Raw genomic sequence first — 17,411 nt, 5'->3', positions numbered from 1 at the left:
AAGCAGTACATTGAAAATCAAAACACACCGCCAAGTGAAAGAGCCGTAAAAACTTCACGCGCTTTAAGTCAGAAAAAAGACTAGTTACCTCTTGCTTGACTCGCCCTTGAAAGGGTGAGATTGCGCAAGCCTAATGTTCAAGTACTAATTAGCTGCACGGTAAGTATTCGCCGTGCAGCAATGAGTATATTTATCTTATAACCCAAATGGGTTTTCGAGGCTATGAGCGGGTTCAGTGAACCACTTTGGACCATTTTCAGTAATATAAAAGTGATCCTCTAAACGCACACCAAATTCACCAGGTACAACTAGCATTGGCTCATTACTAAAGCACATACCTGCGGCTAGAGGTGTTTTATCGCCGCCGACTAGGTAAGGCCATTCATGGATGTCTAAGCCTATACCATGACCGGTACGGTGTGGGCAGCCAGGTGTTTGATACTCAGGGCCAAGGCCTTGCTCTGCTAAGTAAGAGCGGGCAGCGTTGTCGACACTCTCACAACTTTGACCTGTTTGAGCTGCATCAAAAGCGGCCATTTGTGCGGCTTTTTCATAATTCCAAAATTGGCGTTGGCGGTCTGTAGCTTCACCAAATACGTAAGTGCGAGTTATATCTGATAAGTAGTCGTGTACTTTACAGCCAGTATCAATTAAAACCATATCTCCTTTTTTAAGAATTTGTGGCTCTTTGACACCATGAGGAAATGATGTCGCGAGGCCAAACAAAACGATGCAAAAGTAGTTACCAGGCGCGCCAACTTTTTTGTGCGCTTGTTTAATAAATTCTTCTACCTCAGTTGTGCTTATACCCTCATATAGCATGCTGGCTGTGGCCTGATGAACTTTTAAGGTCATATCCATCGCACGCTGTATTAGCATTAGTTCATTGGCTGACTTATGCATGCGGCAATGAGCTGTAACAGGCTGTGCATTAACGAGGTTTAAGCCTGTTTGCGCTTTATTTATGCCATCGAAAATGAAAAACTGCGCGCTTTCGTCAATCCCTACAGTGCCGTTCTCAGCAATGCCCATTTCGGTGAGCACTTTGACAAATAATGCATAAGGACTTTCGTGTTCAAGCCAGCCGCGAATTGGGCCTTCTATAACTTTAAAGCCATTGAGAGAGCCAATTTCAAAATCAGGGGCTATATATTGTACTTCGCCCTTCGCGGGTAAAATAGCACCGACCATGCGCTCACTTGCGTACCAGCGCATACCCGTAAAGTAAGTAAGGTTAGTCCCTGCATTTAAGTAAATTGCATCAATATTATTGGCTTGCATATACTCTTGAGCACGGGCAATACGGGCTAGATGCTCATCAGCTTGAATGGGAATTAAATCGCGAGTCATATTGGAAAGACTAGCAAGTGCTTGTTCTTTCGTTTGAGTACCAATACCTTTGGTCATCATTAGGTTCTCCTATGTATTTGTTTAATTATAATTTTTAAAGAATTAGCGCATAAACCGGTTTATAGAATATGGCTCTAAATTTATGGAGGGGGCTTTATTGAGACACAAATCTGTAATTAACTCGGAAGTTATGGCTCCTTGTGTCAACCCTAAATGCTGATGACCAAAGGCAAAGTACAGGTTATTGTGATTGGGGGCTTGGCCTATTATAGGTAATGAGTCAGGCAATGATGGCCTACAGCCCATCCATGTAGTCTTGGCACTAAGAGGCTGGCTAGCTAATAACGCTTGTGCATGGGGCAGTAAAGCTAATGCACGTTTATTATTAGCCTTTCTATTTATACCCGCAAACTCCACTGTGCCTGCCACTCTTAACCCTTGACTCATCGGGGTCATGATAAGACTCCGTTCAGCAGAAGCTACGGGCCGTGTTAGGCCATGGTTAATATTAACCATACAGTGGTAACCACGCTCGGTATCTAAAGGTGCTGTGTATCCAAGCGGCTCGATGAGAGAGGCACTCCAAGCACCCGCTGCGATCACGACTTTATCGAAATTGAGACTATCTTGTTCATCACTCACCATAAAACCTTCACTTTTAGGCGTGATAGCAACTACTTTCTGTTGACGAAATTGCCCTTTTAATAAACTGAACTTTTGCGCTAATTGGATACAAAATAAATGTGGTTCAATACTATGAGCAACGTCTTCAAATAATAAAGCGTGTTTTATTTTGTCGGATAAACTGGGCTCTAGAGCATGTACTTGCTTTGTATCAAGTAGCTTTACTTTAATTCCTTGCGCTTGATACATAGCCAAGGTGCGCTGCACATCAACCAATGGGGTTTTTTCAAAGGTAAGTAAACTCCCTTGTTTAGTAAGCAGGTGGCCCAGTTGATAGTTTGCTAATAATCTTTCATAAGCATGAATTGCATGTTCATTTAAGGCTTTGAGAGCGTGTGTATGTGCAATAAATCTGGCAGTAGGCATATTTTTAATAAACTGCCAAAACCAAGGGAGAGCTTTTATTGCATAGCGCCAATCAATGCGCAATGGTCCTAATGGGTTAAAAAGCATAGCAGGTAATTTTTTTAATAATGCTACCTGCGCTAGAGGAAATACCTGCTCGGTGGCAAAGTGCCCAGCATTACCTTTTGAACAGCCTTGCGCTAGGCCATTTTCATCGTATAGCGTCACTGCAAAGCCAGCTTGTTGTAACTGTAAAGCTGTGCAAATACCAATTACACCGGCACCGATCACGGCGACTCTTTGAGTTCTTGTATTGGTCAAAATTACCTTCCCCTGATGATAAAAGTAAAACGCTATACGTTTTTTAAAAAATAAATCGATATTGTATTTACTGACAAGTAATAAGAAAAAACTCTACTAGCTCTTTCTAACTCATTTTTAGTTATAACTTTCAATTAGTTATGTGTAATTTATTATTTGTAATCTTTTAAGGGTGTGTACCTATAAATTCAATATTAAAATAGGATATTGATTATTGTATACAATATACTTATCATATCAAGCATAAATTCAGTTCGGAATAGGCAAATGAAAACCAATTGGCATGGCATAAACCCAGCAATGGCCGCTCAGTTTAATAGTAATGAGTTAGCTAGCTCTACATGGCAACTAGTTGGCAGCGCTATAGTAAAAGCTATAGCAGATTTTAAACTACTGGTTGTAAATGAAAAAACTTCTTCATCAACGCTTAACGATACTGCGAAAGCGTATTGTGTTGATGTAAATAAACCTAAATTGGATTAAGTGATGCGCAAAGGAACATTTTTTTGTATAGATGGCCATACTTGCGGTAACCCTGTGCGGCTTATAACAAGTGGCCACCCTCTGTTACAGGGAAATACCATGAGCGAAAAGCGCCAGGACTTTTTAGCTAACCATGACTGGATCCGTCAAGCGCTCATGTTTGAGCCCAGAGGTCACGATATGATGTCGGGCGGTTTTTTATACCCACCTACTAGCGAAGATGGTGATGCAGCCATTTTATTTGTAGAAACTTCCGGCTGCTTACCTATGTGTGGTCACGGTACAATGGGTATTGTTACCTTCGCCTTAGAGCATGGTTTGCTACATGCTAAAACCCCCGGTACTTTAAAACTGGATACGCCAGCAGGACGAGTTCAGGTCAATTATGAAATGACTGGTGGTAAAGTGCAGTGGGTTAAAATTTACAATGTGCCTGCTTATTTAGCGCATCAGTCTATATGTATCAATATTCCAGAGTTGGGCGAATTAAAGGTTGATATCGCCTTTGGTGGTAACTTTTATATTATTGTTGAACCACAGGGCAACTTTAAAGGTATTGAACATTTTAGTGCAGGGCAATTACTCAAATACAGCCCATTAGTGCGTGATGCTATTAATACCAAAATACAATGTATCCATCCGCTCGACTCTACCGTTCAAGGTGCTAGCCATGTGTTATGGACTGGCTCACCCAAAAATTCCAACTCAGATGCGGCTAATGCGGTTTTTTATGGAGATAAAGCCATTGACCGCTCACCATGCGGAACAGGCACTAGCGCCCGCATGGCTCAGTTGTTTAGTAAAGGCTTATTGCAGCAAGGCGATGCATTTATTCATGAAAGTTATATTGGCAGCCAGTTTATTGGCTGTATAGAGCAGGTGTCTGAAGTGGCAGGTCAAACTGCTATTTTACCTAGCATTCGCGGCTGGTCTCGGGTAACCGGAACGAGCACCATTACAGTAGATGACGACGACCCATATGCCTATGGGTTTCAAGTAATTTAACGAGGAGAAAAGCATGACATTAACAGGACAAAGCCTAATTGCCGGACAATGGCAAGGTCGCGCTGAGCAAGGTGAATTTCAAGCCTTTTCACCGGCTAAAAATCAACCATTATCGACACGCTACTTTAATGTAACGAGTACTCAGTTAAATACGGCAGTTGATGCTGCTGATAATGCTTTTATCGAGTACAGAAAAACGAGTTTTAGTCAGCGTGCAGATTTTTTAGAGTGTATTGCAGAGCAAATTTTAGCACTTGGCGATGATTTACTAACGCAAACAGCGCAAGAAACCAATTTACCTATGGCACGCTTACAAGGTGAGCGAATGCGCACGGTTAATCAGTTAAAAGCATTTGCCAGTGCACTGCGTGAAAACCCAGATTCACCACTAGGTTTAAAGCTGATTGATGAAGCTGATAGTAATCGCTCGCCACTACCTAAACCTCGTACAGAGCTTAATTACTTACCGCTTGGGCCTGTAGCTGTATTTGGTGCGTCTAATTTTCCGTATGCATTTTCAACACTCGGGGGGGATACCGCCGCCGCACTTGCAGCAGGCTGCCCAGTGGTTGTTAAAAATCATACTGCGCATCCAGGCACAGGGGAGCTAATGGCTCGTGCAGCGCTTGCTGCGATTAAAGAATGTGATATGCCGCTAGGTGTATTTTCAATGCTGCAAAGTGATGTTTACGATATTTCGCATCAATTAGTCGCGGCGCCAGCTATTAAAGCTGTTGGTTTTACGGGGTCATTTAATGTCGCACGTTTACTACAAGAAACAATTGCCAAGCGTTCAGAGCCTATTCCGTTTTATGGCGAGCTCGGCAGTATAAATCCACAAATAGTTTTACCAAAAAAAGCTCAAAATGAAGGTAAAGCTATGGCTGAAGCGCTATGCCAATCAATGCTAATGGGTAATGGCCAATTTTGTACCAGTCCTGGCTTATGGCTGGTACCAACGGGCTGTGATGAATTAGAAGCCGAGGTAGCCAACTGCATTAGTGCAGCCGCCTCAGATACTTTATTAACCCCAGGTATTGTGAAGACCTTTAAAAAGCAAGTTAGCCAGCGCAGTGAGCTCGAAAACGTAGAGCTTATTGCAAAAGGCGCACTTACAGAAGACTTTCATGGTAATGCCCATGTATTTGCCTGTAATGTTGATACCTATTTAGCAACCCCTGCATTACGTGAAGAAGTATTTGGTCCAGCCGCTTTATTGGTTCGCTATGAAAGCATGGAGCAGTTAAGTTTACTAGTAGCAGCGCTTGAAGGGCAGCTTACGGCAAGTGTGCATGACAGCGCTGATGATTTAGCTAAAGCTGAACACGTTATAGAAGAGCTGAAATACAAAGTAGGGCGTTTAATACACAATCAAATGCCAACCGGCGTAGAAGTATGTGGCTCAATGAACCATGGTGGACCATTTCCAAGCTCCACAGATGTACGTAGCACTTCCGTTGGGTTAAATGCAATGTTGAGATTTTTGCGACCAATTTGCTATCAGTCTTAGTTAATTGTAGCGGGAGTGGAAATTGCATTTCCCGCTATCTCTTTATTGTGAAGGATTCTAACTTGGCATGCGTGTTTTTATAGGTATAATGTATATCAAATGCAATTTATAGAAATTACTATGGCCATAGAACATAAAACTCGAACTCAGCTTGTAGCAGAAGCTATTCGTGAAAAAATTCTTTCAGGTGAAATAAAAGCGGGTGATCCGCTACGCCAAGCTGCATTAGCCACAGAGCTAAACGTGAGTCGAATTCCGGTGCGTGAAGCTTTGCTACAACTTGAAGCCGAAGGGCTGGTTTACTTTGAAGCTCATAAAGGAGCCACTGCCACACAGCTTTCGGCGTCGCAAATTGACGAAATTTTTGACCTCAGAGCACTTCTTGAAGCCGAGCTATTAAAACATTCAATACAAAGCTTAACTGATCAAGACTTTATTGAAGCCGAGCTTATTTTAACTGAGCTTGAAAGAGCCATGGATGCCGGCGATACCCACCTTGCCACTGGCGATTTAAACAGCCAGTTTCATGCTAAATTATACAGCCGCGCCGCGCGACCACAAACCCGTGAGTTGGTTGATATGTACAGCAAAAACTCAGAGCGCTATGTACGTATGCATATTTTATTGGCAGGCGGTTTAACAAAAGCTCCTGAAGAGCACCGTACTTTACTCGAGTTATGCAGAAAAAAAGACTGTCAAAATGCCTGTGAATTTCTAAAAAATCATATTGTTAAAGCTAAAAACGATATAAAACAATTACTGATAAAATTAGAAAGTGAAAAAAGTAATTAAAAAATATACCTAGCAACTAGTACCGGCTATTAAACCCTAATTTATAACTTTAGGCATCGCTTTAGCTTTCCAGCAGCAAGAATACAGAAGTGATGCCTTCCCCCCCCCTTTTTATTATTCCCATTAGCACCATAAATAGATCCTTTCTGTTGGGTCGAAAGTTCATAAGAATTTTTCACTAATAAGATCAGTTGCTTAAAGATGAATATGAATTATGTGTATATTTAATATTGTATACAATATGTAATGAGTGTATATTTTTTGTCGTCTAAGTTAAATAGGCAATAAAACCAACAGGAACAAGGGAACATTCACATGTTTACAAATAATAAAAAGCAAACTCGGGGAATAGGCATTAAATCGCTGTTAGCAACGGCGGTAACGGCTGCATTAATAATGACTCCTACAGCAAAAGCAGTTGATGGTAGTAGCATTGTTAAAGGTCATGTAGTGGCACAAGCTGGCAACGATTTAACCGGGGCTACAATAACTTTAAAACATAAAAGTAAAGGCTTAGTGTATACCATTACTAGTAATAATGATGGTGACTATTTACTGCGCAATGTGCCAGTGGGCACTTATGATGTAACCATTAGTAAAGAAGGCTTTGAGCCGTTAGTTGAAGAAAATGTTGCAGTGACGATTGGTCAATCAATTATTCTCGATGCACAATTATATAAAGCCGGTAGTGATATTGAGCGAATTGCTGTTACGGGATCCGCCATTCGCCGTGTAGATATGGCTTCGTCTACTTCAGGTCTAACATTCAGTGATGCTGAATTAAAAGCTATGCCAGTAAACACTGGTTTTGAAAGTATTGCGTTATTAGCTCCAGGTACAGCGGCACCGGGTGGCGCAAGTTTTAATGGTGCTTCAAGCTTTGGTGGTTCATCAGCAGCTGAAAATGGTTATTACTTTAATGGCTTAAACGTAACCAGTATCCGTACAGGTTTAGGCTCAATTCGCTTGCCATGGGAAGCTATTTCACAAACGCAAGTGAAAACGGGTGGTGTTAGCCCTGAGTTTGGTGGAGCACTTGGCGGTATTGTTAATGCGGTGTCTAAGTCTGGTGATAATGACTTTAACTTCGGTGCAGAAGTACGTTGGGATCCTGATAGCTTACGTAGCCAGCACGACTCTATTTATCAAGAAAATGGGACTATTAGCACTAATACGAAGCAAAGTAGTTACGATTTTAAAGAGCTTCAGCTATGGGCTAGTGGTGCAATCATCGAAGATACCTTGTTTTTTTATGGTTTGTTTGCACCGCGCCGTGAAGAGTCAACTGGCGCAGGACAAACAACTTATTCTGATTTTGAGCGCGATGAAGACCGCTGGTTTACAAAAGTAGATTGGTTTATAAATGAAGATCACTCAGTGGGTTTTTCAGCAATGAACAATAAGCGCACTTGGACCGATAAAACCTTTGCCTATAGCTGGCAAGAGAATGTGATTGGTGAGCAACAAGGCGTGGATGCACCAGGGGAAGATGGCGGTAAAGTATATAGCTTAAATTATAATGGCTACCTAACTGATACTTTTTCTGTTTCAGCAGTTGTTGGGCGAGTGACTGAAAACGTTGAAAATGTGGTTGCATCACCAAAGCCAGGTGTTTGGGATGAACGTGATGGCTTTGTCACTTTGAGTCAACATACAAACTCGTCTGTGACTGAACAAGAGTTTACGCGCGACCAAGCAAGGATTGATTTCAATTGGGATCTAGACATGCATTCAATCCAGTTTGGTATTGATTACACTAATGTAAAAGTTGATTACTTTGAAGGTCAAAACGGTATTGGTGATGCTGAGGGATGGTGGACAGTTAAAACTGCCGGTGAAAATGATGTATCTGGTGCTTCTTTGGGGAGTGACTTTATAGAAAGACGAGTTCGAAGTCGCGAAGTCGATTCAGATACAACTTCACTCGCTTTTTATATTAATGATTCATGGCAAGCAACCGATAGTTTAGTGCTTAACATGGGGCTACGCTATAGCCAGTTTGAAAACACGGTATCAGATGGTCGTGCCTTCGTTGATATTGACAATCAAATAGCACCGCGTTTGCAAGCTATTTATGATGTGTCGGGTGATGGCAGTGCTAAGATCTTTGCTACATATGGGCGTTATTTCCAACCCGTATCTGCGAACATGAATATCACCCAAGGATCTGCTTCGATTGAATGGTTTGAGTACTTTGAGTTAGATGAACTAGACGCAAACGGTGCACCAAGTTTAATGGCTGATGGCTCGCCAAGCAGAGGAGATATGCTGCGAGATAGGCGTTGGCGCCAGCGTGGTATTACTGAACCAGGGTTGATTGCTTCATCTACATTAAAACCAATGTACAGTGATGAATTTACTATCGGCTATCAGCAAGAAGTGTTCGATACTATGTCAGCAGGTGTACGCGCTATTTATCGTGATCTTGGGCGCAGTGTTGAAGACACTGATGTCGGACCGGTATTAGCTAAAAAGCTGGCAGAAATGGGCATTACCGATAACGTGGGTCAAGGCTCTTATTATGTGCTTAATAACCCAGGTGAAGCTATTCAAATGTCATATGATTTTGACGGTGATGGGCAGATTGATGAGGTTAATTTAAGTGCTGATGAACTTGCTTTACCAGAGGCGAAGCGAAAGTACTTAGCACTTGAGTTTACCTTAGACGGCAATGTGACGGATGATTTACGTATTAATACCTCATATACCTGGTCACATAGTTATGGTAACACCGAAGGGCTTGTGAAAACGGATAACGACCAAGCTGATCCAGGCTGGACAACCTCTTATGACTATGGCGATTTGATGGATCACGGCTACGGTAACTTACCTAACGACCACCGCCATGCATTTAAATTCAGTGGTGCATACAACATCACAGAAGCTCTGACCATTGGTCTTGTTGCCCGTACTACATCAGGCCGTCCTAAAAGTTACTTTTCAGTTCATCCAGCGGGCGTAGATAGCTGTGCAGAGGGGAATCCTTGGGATGCGTGTATTAGCCAATACTATGATCAAGCATCACATTACGATGAAAATGGTAATCCAGCTCCTCGTGGTAGCAAAGGAAACCTACCTTGGTTAACGAATGTCGATATGTCATTGACTTATAACACGGACTTTTTTGGTACCGATATGACTTTAAAAGGCACCGTCTATAACTTATTTGATGGTGATAGTGCTATGTCAATCAATGAAGAGCGTGCGCAGTACGGTGATAATGGCTTAGAACTGAATCCAGACTATGGACTCGTGACAGGGCGTCAAGGCGCGCGTTATGTGTCTTTAGTTGCACGTATAGAGTTTTAACTCCCTAGTGAAACAGCTGTTTGAAAACAGCGGACTAAGCTATTTATCTTAGGGTAATTTAGTTTGTTGTTTTGATGTTTAAGCACATGCTCATTTGAGCCATACAGACTTAATGCTGAGCAGGAAACTGCTTGGCATTTTTCGTATAAATTTTAAGGTTAACTATGACGAACAGTTTATTTTCTCATTGGCAACAGCCTAAAGATGGTTGGCTGCAAGTGGATACTCTTGATATGCATACCGGCGGTGAACCTTTACGCATAATCATTGATGGGTTTGCTGAACTACAAGGGCAAACCATGATTGAAAAGCGAGCTGATTGCCTAACAAGATTCGATCACCTACGTAAAGCACTGATGTTTGAACCCCGAGGTCATGCTGATATGTACGGCGCGTTGATCACTAAACCTGAACGTAAAGATAGCCATTTTGGCGTACTGTTTTTACATAATGAAGGCTATAGCACAATGTGTGGTCACGCTATCATTGCGCTTGCCACAGCAGCTAAAGATAGCAGTATTTGCAACTTTATTGAAGGCGTTAATGAGTTACGTATAGATACACCTGCAGGGCTTATCAAGGCGTATATTACTCTTCGAAATAACCAACTAATAAGTGTTTGTTTTGATAATGTTGCAAGTTATGCAGAAAAACTTGATATGCCAATAGAGATACCTCTGTTTGGTACCGTCAATTGCGATATTGCTTATGGCGGCGCTTATTATGCTTTTGTAGATGCTGATACTTTGGATGTAAGTTTGGCGCCCAACGATCATGAACAAATTATTAGCTTAGGAAAAATCATTAAGCAGCATGTTAATAGCCACTACCAACCAAAACACCCGACCGATGATGCATTAAGCTTTTTATATGGGGTGATTTTCTATTCAAATTCACAAAAAAGTCATTCTGTATTTAGTCGTCATGTCTGCATTTTTGCTGAGGGCGAATTAGATCGCAGCCCTACTGGTACCGGCGTGAGTGCCAGAGCTGCATTAGAGTTTGCAAAAGGCAGGCTTAAATTAGGACAGCAAATAAAAATAGAGAGTATTTTAGGCTCTATATTTTCAGTTGAGCTAAAAGCGCAACGCATGTTAGCTGATACCCATGCAGTAATACCTAGAGTGAGCGGTGAAGCCTTTGTCACTGGCAAACATACTTTTTTAATTGATCCAAATGATCCCCTAAAGCAAGGATTTATATTTCGATGAAAAATCAATTTACCTCTCGCCAACAATTACTAAAGCAGGCATTAAAAAAAAATGGGTTAACAGCACTACTCGTATTAGGCCATGAAAATATTCGTTACTTAAGTGGCTTTAGCGGTAATGCTGCTTACGCGTTAATAACTGCGGAGGAAAGTGTACTAATAACCGATTATCGCTATTTTGGCCGAGCTCAAGAAGAGTCTATTGGCTTTGAGGTTGTCAGCCGTGATCGTGATAGTGAAACATTAGGTCAGTGCATAAATCGTTTTTTAACGACTAATAGTCAATTAGGTTTTGATGCCGCTTTTATTGATGTTGCACTTTGGCAGCAAGTGGCAAGTGAGTTAACTAGTCATACAGTTACACAAGTTACCGGTATGGTTGAACGTTTACGCATGGTTAAAAATGATTGGGAAGTCGAGCAAATAAAAGCGGCTGCGGCCATTGCTGACGAAGCGCTTAGACAAACATTACCCTATTTTAAAGAAGGTGTAACAGAGCGAGACCTAGCGCTGGAACTTGAATTCAGAATGCAAAAACTAGGCTCTGAAGGAATGTCGTTTGCCACTATTTTAATGTTTGGAGAGCGTTGTGCACTGCCTCATGGCAGCCCGAGTGAACGTACTCTATCTAAAGGTGATTTTATTACTCTTGATTTTGGCGCAGTGGTCAATGGTTACCGCTCTGATATGACTCGCAGTTATGTACTTGGTAAAGCTTCAAAGAAACAATCAGCAATCTATCAAAGCGTAAGTAATGCTCAGCAAGCAGCGATCAACCTACTCAAAGCAGGTGTTGACTGTCTAGACTTACAAAACATCTCACAGCAAGTACTCGATGACTCTGGTTTTGGTAAATGGGCAGGGCAAGGGTTGGGCCATGGAGTTGGCTTGTTTTTACATGAGTTGCCCTTTATTAATAAAAATTGCCGCCATGTATTAGAGGCAGGTAATGTGATCACGATTGAACCTGGTATTTACATTCCGAATTTTGGTGGTGTGCGAATAGAAGACGATATTTTAATAACTCAAAATGGTTATGAAGTATTAACCCACGCCCCTAAGCTGTTCGAATTGGAGGGGTAAGATGAAAGTAATAGATCAAACGCAAATTGATGCTGTCCTAGATTTTGACTCGCTTCGCATTGCTTTACAAAAAGGATTTGCTCAGCAGTTTACTATGCCCAAGCGTCATGTGTATGAGTTAGATAAAACAGACACAAACCATGACGCATTTGCCGTATTACCAGCATGGAATGAACAGGTTATTGGAGTAAAGGCATTTACCTACTTTCCAAGTAATACTGATAGTGAGTATGCGTCACTTTATTCAAAAATAATGCTGTTCTCTCGTGCTCATGGTGAACCTCTTGCTCTAGTTGATGGTACACGTGTAACACTTTGGCGCACAGCTGTAGTATCTGCTTTGGCAAGCTACTATTTATCGCGAAAAGATAGCCAGCATTTAGTGTTTTTTGGCAGCGGCAATTTAGCTGAGTATATGGTTCGAGCACACTTGAGTGTGCGCGATTTTAAATGTGTAACGTTAATTGGGCGTAATCAAGATAAAGTTGCTGTTTTACACAATAGCTTACAGCGTGCATTTACTGATATTGAGTTTGTTATCGGACAAAGTTGTGAAAAAGTTATTAAAAGTGCCGATGTGATCAGCTGCGCAACAGGTTCACCAACGCCATTATTTAAAGGTGGTTGGTTAAAGCCTGGTACGCATGTTGATTTGATTGGTAATCATCGCTGCGACTCGCGCGAATGTGACAGTGTTACTATCGCACAAAGTAAGGTATATGTAGATAGCAAGGAGAATGTTCTTGCTGAAGCTGGTGAATTGTTGATTCCTATTTCTGAGGGAGTTTTTGATGAAGCTAATATATCCGGCGAGCTTGCGGATCTAGCTAAAAAAAATAACTATGAGAGAAAATGTGAATCCGATATAACAGTATTTAAGTCTGTTGGCACAGCGTTAAGTGATCTTATAACTGCCCATTATATTTATAAGTCATTAAAAAATGAGTAGCTTATTACTTTTATTATTAGGGCTTTGTTTCGTTATGTTGAGCTTACTAACATTTATAAGATGGCTCAGGATTCGTTATGATAAGCAACATTGGCGAGTTTGTAAAATTGTAAACATTAACAATGTAATTGATAATAACGTGCGCAATTTAGAGCTTTTGCACTACAAGAGGATGTTAGTCAGCTATAAATTCAAAGGTAATTTTTATAGTGTTTTTGTTGCTTTTGATCAGCAGCTTATAGCCCAGTTTAAAAATGGGATTGATTGTACAATTTTAATTGACTCTAACAATCCTAATGTCACTTATCTTAATAGTAATTGCTGGGTGAAATACTGTGGAGTTTGGCTTTTTTCGGGCATTATTTTTATAGCTTCAAGTTTTTTAACTTCTAATTAAATTGTAATGTCTAAGTTAGGTGGTTGGTTGAGTGTATAATTGTAGATGTCAACATACTTTCATCTCAAATGAGAATTGTTAGAGTATGGCTTTCATACTGCCGCATTAAAATTCGTGATGATGAACTGCGTTAGTGGATATAATAGAAATGGCAAAATTAGTTGGAAAGATGCTAATAATTATCAGTTAATGCATGTCTACTCAGCTTCTCATACTTGAAAGAAGTGTTGCTTGTTTTGTGAATAGTGATGAGCTATGCCAGTTGAATAGCACCATTACAAGTCTAAATACTTAGTATAGCTAAAGTTGTTAGTAATTTAGAAATTCATAATGTTTAAAATTTTAAAAATTGATCGTAGAATTAAAAAAATTCTGTGTAAGACACTTTAAACAAATGTCCCAAGATAAATACGTATCAATTACAGAAGCAGCAAGATATGCTCGAGAGAAAAAGTTATCCTCAATTAAAGAATGGCTTGAGGCCAGTGAAGGTGATGAATTTCCAGAGTCTATGCCTAAGCGCCCACCTAATGTATATGGCTGTAAATGGTCAGAAGTTTTAGCTCCTAAAAACTCACCTGGTTGTGGGCGATTCGTTGAGTTTCATGAAGCTTGTCGAATTGCTCGGACATTGGGTGTTGAGACGATGACGCAGTTTAGGGAGTTGAGTAAAGAGGGTGGTAGGCCTGCTAATATACCATCAAATCCAAATCTTCATTACAAAAGTGAATGGAAAGGTTGGGTTCATTTCTTAACTGGAAAAACTGAGTAAAGATTTAAGCTGTTATTAGTATTAATCATCAGTCTTTTTTCAAATCTGTTTTTATTTCAAGCACGCAATGGAGTTGTAGTTAATACTTAGACTGCTAATGGTAGTATGTCATGTCGGAGTTTTGTCACCTAGCAGAGCCACTATTTTGGTTCGAGAATCGGAAAACCAAACCTTCAGCCGTAAAAACTAACTCCACTTTCCCTAAATTATCTGTCAAAAATAGATTTTTTTCAGGCATTTCTGAAATCCATTTCAAGTAAATTAATAATCTCAACTTGATAGATTTTCAAATTTTTACCAAATTCAAAAAGGAATTCTATTTAGAATAACAACTTACTTTGGGTTCTAAAATGCTATTTCGTAAACTATTACTACTAGCCTTGGTATATATATCTTTAAGCACTAAAGCTGAAACCACAATACATGTTGATCCTGTAAACACCTTGTCTTCTAAAAGCTTACTAAGTAGTAAAACGGATGAGCCGTTTACAATAATAAAGGTACCAACATTGTACACCTTGGAGGGAAATAAGGCTTTTGGTGAACAGCAGATTACATTTAAGTTACATAGTGACGCACCAAGCTCTGTTGTTGTAAATGGAATTACTGTAACAAAAGGGCAAATTGTTCAATTTGATAAGGCTGTTAACTCAGCTGGCGGTCTAGATATTCCAATTTACCCAGGGGAAGTTGGAGCATCAGGAGCTGCAAATTATACCATCACTCTAAGTGTCAAAGGGGCAACATGTCCTGAAGGCTACATTTTATCTGGCGGAATGTGTTACAGAACCACGACTCAACCAGCAATTAAAGTATGTCCATCAGGTTATTTGTACAGTCTCAATTCGGGTGATTGTTCTAAAACATACACAGTAGACGCCACTAAGAACTGCCCTGCAGGTACAGCGTATTCAAATGGTGTATGTATGGGTTCATCTAGCTCGCCAGCAAGTTCATCATGCCCGGCTGGATATACGCGCTCAGAAAGTAGTTGTTATAAAGACACTCAAATTGATGCAACTAAAAATTGCCCAGTTGGTACCACATACTCAAATGGTTTATGTCTAGGTTCATCGAGCTCGCCTGCAAGTTCATCATGCCCTGCTGGATATACGCGTTCTGGTAATAGTTGTTATAAAGATGTTCAAATTGATGCATCTAAGAGTTGCCCTTCTGGATATTCGAATACTGGTTCTGGTTGTGTGAAAAATGAATATGGTACTCCAGCGTACTCGTGTCCATCAGGTTATACATTAAATGGAACTAAGTGTGAAAGAAAAGAATATGCCTTCAAAGTATACGTATGTCCGGCAGGTCAGACTGCTTCACCGGATGTAACGTCATACCCAATGAAATATTATTGTTACTCCAACGGTGTCAGCATGGGTGAAACAACAACTAAAAGTTGCCCTGCAGGATATGTAAGCGACACAAGTCGATATCCATTCGAATGTTCAGCTACTGCATCAGTGGCATCAGTTGCCTCTTGTCCAAGTGGATATACTTCTAGTGGCTCTAACTGTGTTAAATCAACAACAGTTTCATATAATTACTCTTGTCCATCACAATACAGTTTATCAGGGTCGAAATGTAACAAGAGAGATAATGCGAATTTAGTTTACTCATGTCCGGCTGATGGTAAATTAAATGGTACTAGCTGTGTTAGCTCCACATCTACAGCTGTGACTTACTCTTGCCCGTCACAATTTAGTTTGTCAGGGTCGAAATGTAATAAGAGAGAGAATGCGAGTTTAGTTTACTCATGTCCGGCTGGTGGCTCACTAAGTGGCACTAGCTGCGTTAGCTCCACATCTACCGCTGTAACTTACTCTTGCCCAACAGATTATATTTTATCAGGGGAGCAGTGTAGTAAAACTGAAGAAGTTCCAAGTACCAATACTTGCCCTACAGGTTGGAGCCTAGAAGGGGAGGAGTGCACCAAAACCGAATCAGTTGCACCATAACGCTTTTCGCCAAGTCCAATTTTAAAAATTGGACTTGGTTTTAAAACACTTCAACCTGAAACATTTTAAAAAATAGATTAAATTTAAAATTTACTCTTTTTTCCCGCCTTTTAATTAGAAACAAGCTGTAAATTATAAGTAGTTATTCGACCTTGGTATTTTACATATGTCATTGAAAGATATTAAAAATCAAATTCAAAAGGCTTTAAATGTATTTTTAATGCCTTATCCAGAGCTAATTAAAAATGGGGTTGGGACCACTAAACAAGAAATGAATGACATTGGTTTTGCTATTTTCTCGGAGCTGAAGTCTGCAATGGATATCATTTCTGAATTAGGAAAAACACCAATCGTAGAGCCCATGAATTTAAACCAATTCACAATTCCTGCAGATGTATTTTTAAAAAATGAAGATGTAAGAAACGCAATTCTAAAAAACAATCCTGATTTCACTTTAGAATCTTTAGCTGAAATGAACGGCCTATTTATAAACCCAAAAACAGGTGATGTGTTTAAGAAACATGCTCAGCTAAGGATTTAATATGGAACTAAATTTGTCAAAAGGTTTTGCTGAAGCAGAGAAAAATTTAAAGTCTGCTCAATCATTATTGCTTGCTAAGTATGATGTCTCTTGGATATCCAACCCGGAAAAAATAGATTTAGATCGAATAACGTTAATAGATAAAGAAACTTTAACCGAAATTAATGACGCACTTGAAATGATCGCTCAAGCCAAAGATGCTCATGAATTAGAGAGGGTATTATGAAAACTCAGTTCTTAACTTGGTTTTTAATTGGAGTAATTATATTTTTTTTGGACTTCATGAAATTTGATACAGAAAATATAAAATGGCTGTTAGCCGTAGTGGTTGGTGAATTTATAATTGCCTTTATTTTCTTATCAAGTAAAGTTGGTGGTTTTAAGTAATTACTAATAATTCAATTACTTAAGTCCGATACTGGTTAGTATCGGACTAATCTCCCGATTCGAAAGTTAATATGCTCTTACTAATAACTCTCCTTATTCTCAATATTTTATCTAAACTCACCGAGAAAATCCCGTGATCAGAACAAAGTGATGTCGCGGGGATGAATCGGTGTCACCCCTGCTCTTGGATATATTTTCGTATAGTCTCTGCGCTTGCATTCCCTACAGAACACACAAAGTACCCATCTGACCAAAATGTTTTCTCTTTCCAAAATTGGTTTTTCAGATAAGGAAATGATTTCCAGATTT

The 17,411-nt window shown here is 40.1% G+C and carries 16 protein-coding genes; 13 read left to right on the top strand and 3 right to left on the bottom strand.

All coding sequences use genetic code 11. The features are described 5' to 3' along the window. Positions 1-195: 195 nt before the first annotated feature. Both JIG37_RS16005 and JIG37_RS16000 read right to left on the bottom strand, forming a co-directional pair. Positions 196-1,410, bottom strand: coding sequence for a Xaa-Pro peptidase family protein (locus JIG37_RS16005; RefSeq protein ID WP_036973848.1), 1,215 nt, complete (start codon positions 1,408-1,410; stop codon positions 196-198). A 42-nt stretch (positions 1,411-1,452) separates the two neighbouring features. Then, entirely contained in the window at positions 1,453-2,700 is a 1,248-nt protein-coding gene (locus JIG37_RS16000; protein WP_036973849.1) for an FAD-dependent oxidoreductase, read from the bottom strand. A 267-nt stretch (positions 2,701-2,967) separates the two neighbouring features. Here JIG37_RS16000 and JIG37_RS15995 point away from each other — a divergent pair, with 267 nt between their 5' ends. The 13 genes from JIG37_RS15995 to JIG37_RS15935 all read left to right on the top strand — a co-directional run bounded on the left by JIG37_RS15995 (position 2,968) and on the right by JIG37_RS15935 (position 17,102). Further along, positions 2,968-3,183 (top strand): hypothetical protein, encoded by a 216-nt coding sequence (locus JIG37_RS15995; RefSeq protein WP_119853818.1) that lies wholly within the window; start codon positions 2,968-2,970, stop codon positions 3,181-3,183. A gap of 3 nt (positions 3,184-3,186) precedes the next feature. Next, positions 3,187-4,188 carry a 4-hydroxyproline epimerase gene (locus tag JIG37_RS15990; protein ID WP_010557844.1) on the top strand — a complete coding sequence of 334 codons (1,002 nt, stop codon included), beginning with the start codon at positions 3,187-3,189 and terminating at the stop codon, positions 4,186-4,188. Positions 4,189-4,201: 13 nt separating this feature from the next. Next, the gene (locus JIG37_RS15985) at positions 4,202-5,698 is read left to right on the top strand and encodes an aldehyde dehydrogenase (NADP(+)) (RefSeq protein WP_199529812.1); all 1,497 of its coding nucleotides are present in this window, start codon (positions 4,202-4,204) and stop codon (positions 5,696-5,698) included. A 120-nt stretch (positions 5,699-5,818) separates the two neighbouring features. Then, positions 5,819-6,490: a GntR family transcriptional regulator gene (locus tag JIG37_RS15980; RefSeq protein WP_055022350.1), complete on the top strand. Its 672-nt coding sequence runs from the start codon at positions 5,819-5,821 to the stop codon at positions 6,488-6,490. A gap of 315 nt (positions 6,491-6,805) precedes the next feature. Continuing rightward, on the top strand, positions 6,806-9,799 hold the full coding sequence (locus JIG37_RS15975) for a TonB-dependent receptor (RefSeq protein ID WP_199529811.1): 2,994 nt from the start codon (positions 6,806-6,808) through the stop codon (positions 9,797-9,799). Positions 9,800-9,963: 164 nt separating this feature from the next. Next, a complete protein-coding gene (locus JIG37_RS15970; RefSeq protein ID WP_036973854.1) occupies positions 9,964-11,010 on the top strand; it encodes a proline racemase family protein in 1,047 nt (348 codons plus the stop codon). Further along, positions 11,007-12,092 (top strand): Xaa-Pro peptidase family protein, encoded by a 1,086-nt coding sequence (locus tag JIG37_RS15965; RefSeq protein ID WP_036973855.1) that lies wholly within the window; start codon positions 11,007-11,009, stop codon positions 12,090-12,092. Before JIG37_RS15970 ends, JIG37_RS15965 begins: the two co-directional genes overlap by 4 nt. Position 12,093: 1 nt before the next feature. After that, the gene (locus tag JIG37_RS15960) at positions 12,094-13,041 is read left to right on the top strand and encodes an ornithine cyclodeaminase family protein (RefSeq protein ID WP_119853813.1); all 948 of its coding nucleotides are present in this window, start codon (positions 12,094-12,096) and stop codon (positions 13,039-13,041) included. 746 nt (positions 13,042-13,787) lie between these two features. Continuing rightward, positions 13,788-14,210: a hypothetical protein gene (locus JIG37_RS15955; RefSeq protein WP_138602603.1), complete on the top strand. Its 423-nt coding sequence runs from the start codon at positions 13,788-13,790 to the stop codon at positions 14,208-14,210. Between the two features lie 350 nt (positions 14,211-14,560). Continuing rightward, entirely contained in the window at positions 14,561-16,174 is a 1,614-nt protein-coding gene (locus JIG37_RS15950; RefSeq protein WP_199529810.1) for a hypothetical protein, read from the top strand. Positions 16,175-16,340: 166 nt separating this feature from the next. Continuing rightward, positions 16,341-16,715 (top strand): hypothetical protein, encoded by a 375-nt coding sequence (locus JIG37_RS15945; protein WP_063530267.1) that lies wholly within the window; start codon positions 16,341-16,343, stop codon positions 16,713-16,715. 1 nt (position 16,716) lies between these two features. Further along, on the top strand, positions 16,717-16,941 hold the full coding sequence (locus JIG37_RS15940) for a hypothetical protein (RefSeq protein WP_063530268.1): 225 nt from the start codon (positions 16,717-16,719) through the stop codon (positions 16,939-16,941). After that, the gene (locus JIG37_RS15935; protein ID WP_171040484.1) at positions 16,938-17,102 is read left to right on the top strand and encodes a hypothetical protein; all 165 of its coding nucleotides are present in this window, start codon (positions 16,938-16,940) and stop codon (positions 17,100-17,102) included. Before JIG37_RS15940 ends, JIG37_RS15935 begins: the two co-directional genes overlap by 4 nt. A 172-nt stretch (positions 17,103-17,274) precedes the next feature. Here JIG37_RS15935 and JIG37_RS15930 read toward each other — a convergent pair. Further along, positions 17,275-17,411, bottom strand: a 137-nt coding sequence (locus JIG37_RS15930) for a transposase (RefSeq protein WP_199528631.1), incomplete at its 5' end; no start/stop codon positions are given.

This window comes from Pseudoalteromonas sp. bablab_jr010 (assembly GCF_016464105.1).
GTDB lineage: Bacteria > Pseudomonadota > Gammaproteobacteria > Enterobacterales > Alteromonadaceae > Pseudoalteromonas > Pseudoalteromonas simplex.
Note: the sequence above shows the minus strand (reverse complement) of the source record. Positions and strands in the feature narration are given on the sequence as shown.